We start from the raw sequence: 3137 nt of genomic DNA on the forward strand, positions 1-3137 counted from the left end.
CATTCAAAAAGGTAATCTGACTTGGAATAGTTTTAGCCGCGATCGCCTTTTTGTTTACAAATAAAAGGGAGTGGGGAGTAGGGAGGTACAATACAACGCAGTTCTTGCACGGCTTCAAACCGCTCAGTATGACGATTTATGTAATTCACTAAATTGCGTTGTAGCCGCGAGTGAAAAAGGGTTGGCATTGGTTTTTCCAGCGCTTGCCCGTTAATTAACTCCCATGCGGGGGAAGCCTCAATGTTGGGTTGAGAGAGAAACTCGGCTAAAGGGATCTTTGCAACTGACTTCATGATGAGTCTTCCTCAAATTTTACCACTTATGAGAGGATAGATTCTTGCCGCACTTTAATATAGGACTTACGCAAAAATTGCCAAAAAGCTTAATTTACCGAACCGCCAAGACGCCAAGAACGCCAAGCATCGTAGAGTGTGCGTAAGTCCTATAATATTGTAGGACTGTTCACTGATTTAATAAAGGGCGATCGCACTACTATCCAACTCAGCGATATATGCTTTCCCACTAATCCGACAAGTGCGATCGCGCTACTTAAACTACCAAAATCGACGATTTTACGGCGTTATTGCTGCCTAATTTTGTCTAGAGCATTGTCGTTATAATGGCATGTAATATATGCGATCGCTATTTAGAAACAACCCGAAGCGATCGCCCACCAACGCTAAACGTCTCAAAGAGTTGCACCTTGGGTCACACATCGCTTAAAGTTTGGAACGCCTTGCAAACAAGACATGTTAGATTTATTTATTTCTACTTACATAATTTTTGTAAAACAAGATACATTAAATGGTAGTTTAGTAGCAAAGGAACCAAAAAGTATGGCTGTTAGTAGCCCTGAAGTCATCCGTCATATATTGATTGGGCTGGGATATTTAGCTCCTGAGATAGATCCAAAGCCGGATCTGACTAAATTTGCTCCCTGGAAGCTCAATAACAACTCCTTGACAGATGATCCTACTGAAGAAGCGATTAAAAAGTTTCAGAAACAGTACTCACAAAAACTTGTGGTAAATGGTAACGCTGATGCCCAGACTAGAAGTGTAATGGAAGATACAGTTATAGGGCTTCAGAATAGATTGAAGTTTCATGGCTTTGCAACCAATGCCGAAATTCCTCCAAGCAAGCCTTTTTATGGGCCAGCTACTTATACAGCAGTCAAGAAATTTCAGAAATCTCAGGGTTTAACTGAAAATGGCATTGCCACTATTGAACAGCGTCAAATTTTACAGCAACCTAGTCTCACAAACAAGCTCCAGCAGCAGCCACAGTCACAACTTAAGCTGATAGATTTATTGTTTCAATTCAAAAAGAATCCTCAAAATCCTTCTTACATCGCAGCCCTAAATAACTTACAACAAAATCTACCCAAGGACGTTTTGCACAAAGTTACTAACAAATGGAGGGGGACAAACGATCAAAACCCTGAGATTGTCAAGCTGACGAATGTGTTCACTTATTATGATGACAACAATCAAAACCATCGTGATGCACTAACTCACTTACAAAGTCAAATTACCCCAGCCATCTATAAAGAATTTATTAATCTCTGGAATAAGAAGTAAGCTAACCGTAAAAGTCATGTCCTGCAAAGAACTGAAGTTCCTTGCTAATAGCAAAAGTCTTTATCTATACTTTAAAGTTGTTTAATAATTTATTTAATAAGTTATTTAATAAGTTATTTAACATCTCAGAATTATAGAAGGAGGTAGCTAGACTACTTCCTTTTTTGCTTGTCTAATGCCTCTTGAATGGCATCTCTACAAAATTGTGGTGGATCGTCTTGTGCTTTGACCTCCTCTTTCATTGATTCAGTAGCCCTAAAACTGATAGTAGTCGTCATAGGTTCCTCACCCTTGCGTTGACCAGGTTCTAAATTTTCAGGGCTTCCTTTAGGGTTAGGCATTGTTGCAAAAAATTAATCTAGGTTGAATTGATTGTACACAATCAGTTAGAGTGTTTAATCGGTGGTGAACTGTTTGTGAGACTGGTATCACCACCGATACCACTTTTGAAAATGGGTAATTCTATTTTATGTTCACACGGTCAGAACTTAAAATCAAAACCATTGCCCAGTTGAGAGACTTGTGTAGGCGTTACGGCATCAAGCCAACTGGTAACGCTGGTTATAAGACTTCGTGGATTACATCTTTGATGAGTTTCCCTGCGATCGCACTTACTCAGATGGAAGAAGGAAGGGGACTAAAACGACTATCTTTTGAAGCTTACCAGAATATAGCAGTCACGCTTGATCAGATAAATTCACCTACTGATGAGCAAGCGGCGCTGATTAAGCTGACAATGGAAGGGAAACGGTATCAAGCTCCTCAGAGGTGGGAGCAAGAGAAATTACTCAATCTATACAAGGCAAAACTCAAGCTTGAAGAGGTAATAGAACTACTAGGGGAATAACAACTTACGACTTAATCTTAATTGGCTCACAACCGCATCAGGTTTGTGGGCTTTTTTGTGTTTGCCTTAACTATAATTCCTAGTTGTTTAACAACCTGGAATACTACACTTAAGGTGATAGAGATAGTGAATCTTAAGCATCTATTGAGCATGAATGCTGAGTATAAAATAATGCTCAAAATGGTTGATAATTCACTAAAAATAGCTTATTTGAGCATCAAGTGAGCATTCAAGATAAAACAAGAGCTAGAAACCTTCATTTTACGTTATTATGCGTGTAATTTTGATGACCGGTAAAGGCGGCGTGGGCAAAACTTCCGTTGCTGCTGCAACTGGACTCCGTTGTGCGGAACTAGGCTATCAGACATTGGTTTTAAGTACAGATCCCGCTCATTCCCTCGCAGACAGTTTTGACATGGAACTGGGACATGCACCCCAAGAAATTCGCCCAAACCTGTGGGGTGCTGAACTGGATGCGCTACAAGAACTGGAGGGCAACTGGGGTGCTGTGAAACGTTATATTACCCAAGTTTTACAGGCAAGGGGTTTAGAGGGCGTACAAGCAGAAGAATTGGCAATTTTACCAGGCATGGATGAGATTTTTGGCTTGGTAAGGATGAAACGCCATTACGATGAGGGTGAGTTTGATGTTTTAATTATCGACTCAGCCCCCACAGGTACTGCACTGCGCTTACTGAGTTTACCTGAAG

General features: G+C 40.5%; 6 protein-coding genes. 4 read left to right on the top strand and 2 right to left on the bottom strand.

What is annotated here, in order from left to right:
- Positions 1 to 32: 32 nt before the first annotated feature.
- Positions 33 to 293: a Uma2 family endonuclease gene (locus tag LC574_RS33200; protein ID WP_229457839.1), complete on the bottom strand. Its 261-nt coding sequence runs from the start codon at positions 291 to 293 to the stop codon at positions 33 to 35.
- 138 nt (positions 294 to 431) lie between these two features.
- Here LC574_RS33200 and LC574_RS33205 point away from each other — a divergent pair, with 138 nt between their 5' ends.
- Together LC574_RS33205 and LC574_RS33210 are read left to right on the top strand one after the other, a co-directional pair.
- Entirely contained in the window at positions 432 to 620 is a 189-nt protein-coding gene (locus LC574_RS33205) for a hypothetical protein (protein ID WP_229457840.1), read from the top strand.
- A 216-nt stretch (positions 621 to 836) separates the two neighbouring features.
- Entirely contained in the window at positions 837 to 1580 is a 744-nt protein-coding gene (locus LC574_RS33210) for a peptidoglycan-binding domain-containing protein (protein ID WP_229457842.1), read from the top strand.
- A gap of 152 nt (positions 1581 to 1732) precedes the next feature.
- Here LC574_RS33210 and LC574_RS33215 read toward each other — a convergent pair whose 3' ends face one another.
- On the bottom strand, positions 1733 to 1921 hold the full coding sequence (locus LC574_RS33215; RefSeq protein ID WP_229457843.1) for a hypothetical protein: 189 nt from the start codon (positions 1919 to 1921) through the stop codon (positions 1733 to 1735).
- Positions 1922 to 2049: 128 nt separating this feature from the next.
- Here LC574_RS33215 and LC574_RS33220 point away from each other — a divergent pair, with 128 nt between their 5' ends.
- Both LC574_RS33220 and LC574_RS33225 read left to right on the top strand, forming a co-directional pair.
- Positions 2050 to 2427 carry a hypothetical protein gene (locus tag LC574_RS33220; RefSeq protein WP_229457844.1) on the top strand — a complete coding sequence of 126 codons (378 nt, stop codon included), beginning with the start codon at positions 2050 to 2052 and terminating at the stop codon, positions 2425 to 2427.
- A 271-nt stretch (positions 2428 to 2698) separates the two neighbouring features.
- Positions 2699 to 3137 (top strand): TRC40/GET3/ArsA family transport-energizing ATPase (locus LC574_RS33225; RefSeq protein ID WP_229457845.1); only part of this gene is annotated, 439 nt, incomplete at its 3' end.

Origin of the sequence: Nostoc sp. CHAB 5715, assembly GCF_020829685.1 — a bacterium.
Taxonomy (GTDB): Bacteria; Cyanobacteriota; Cyanobacteriia; order Cyanobacteriales; family Nostocaceae; genus Nostoc.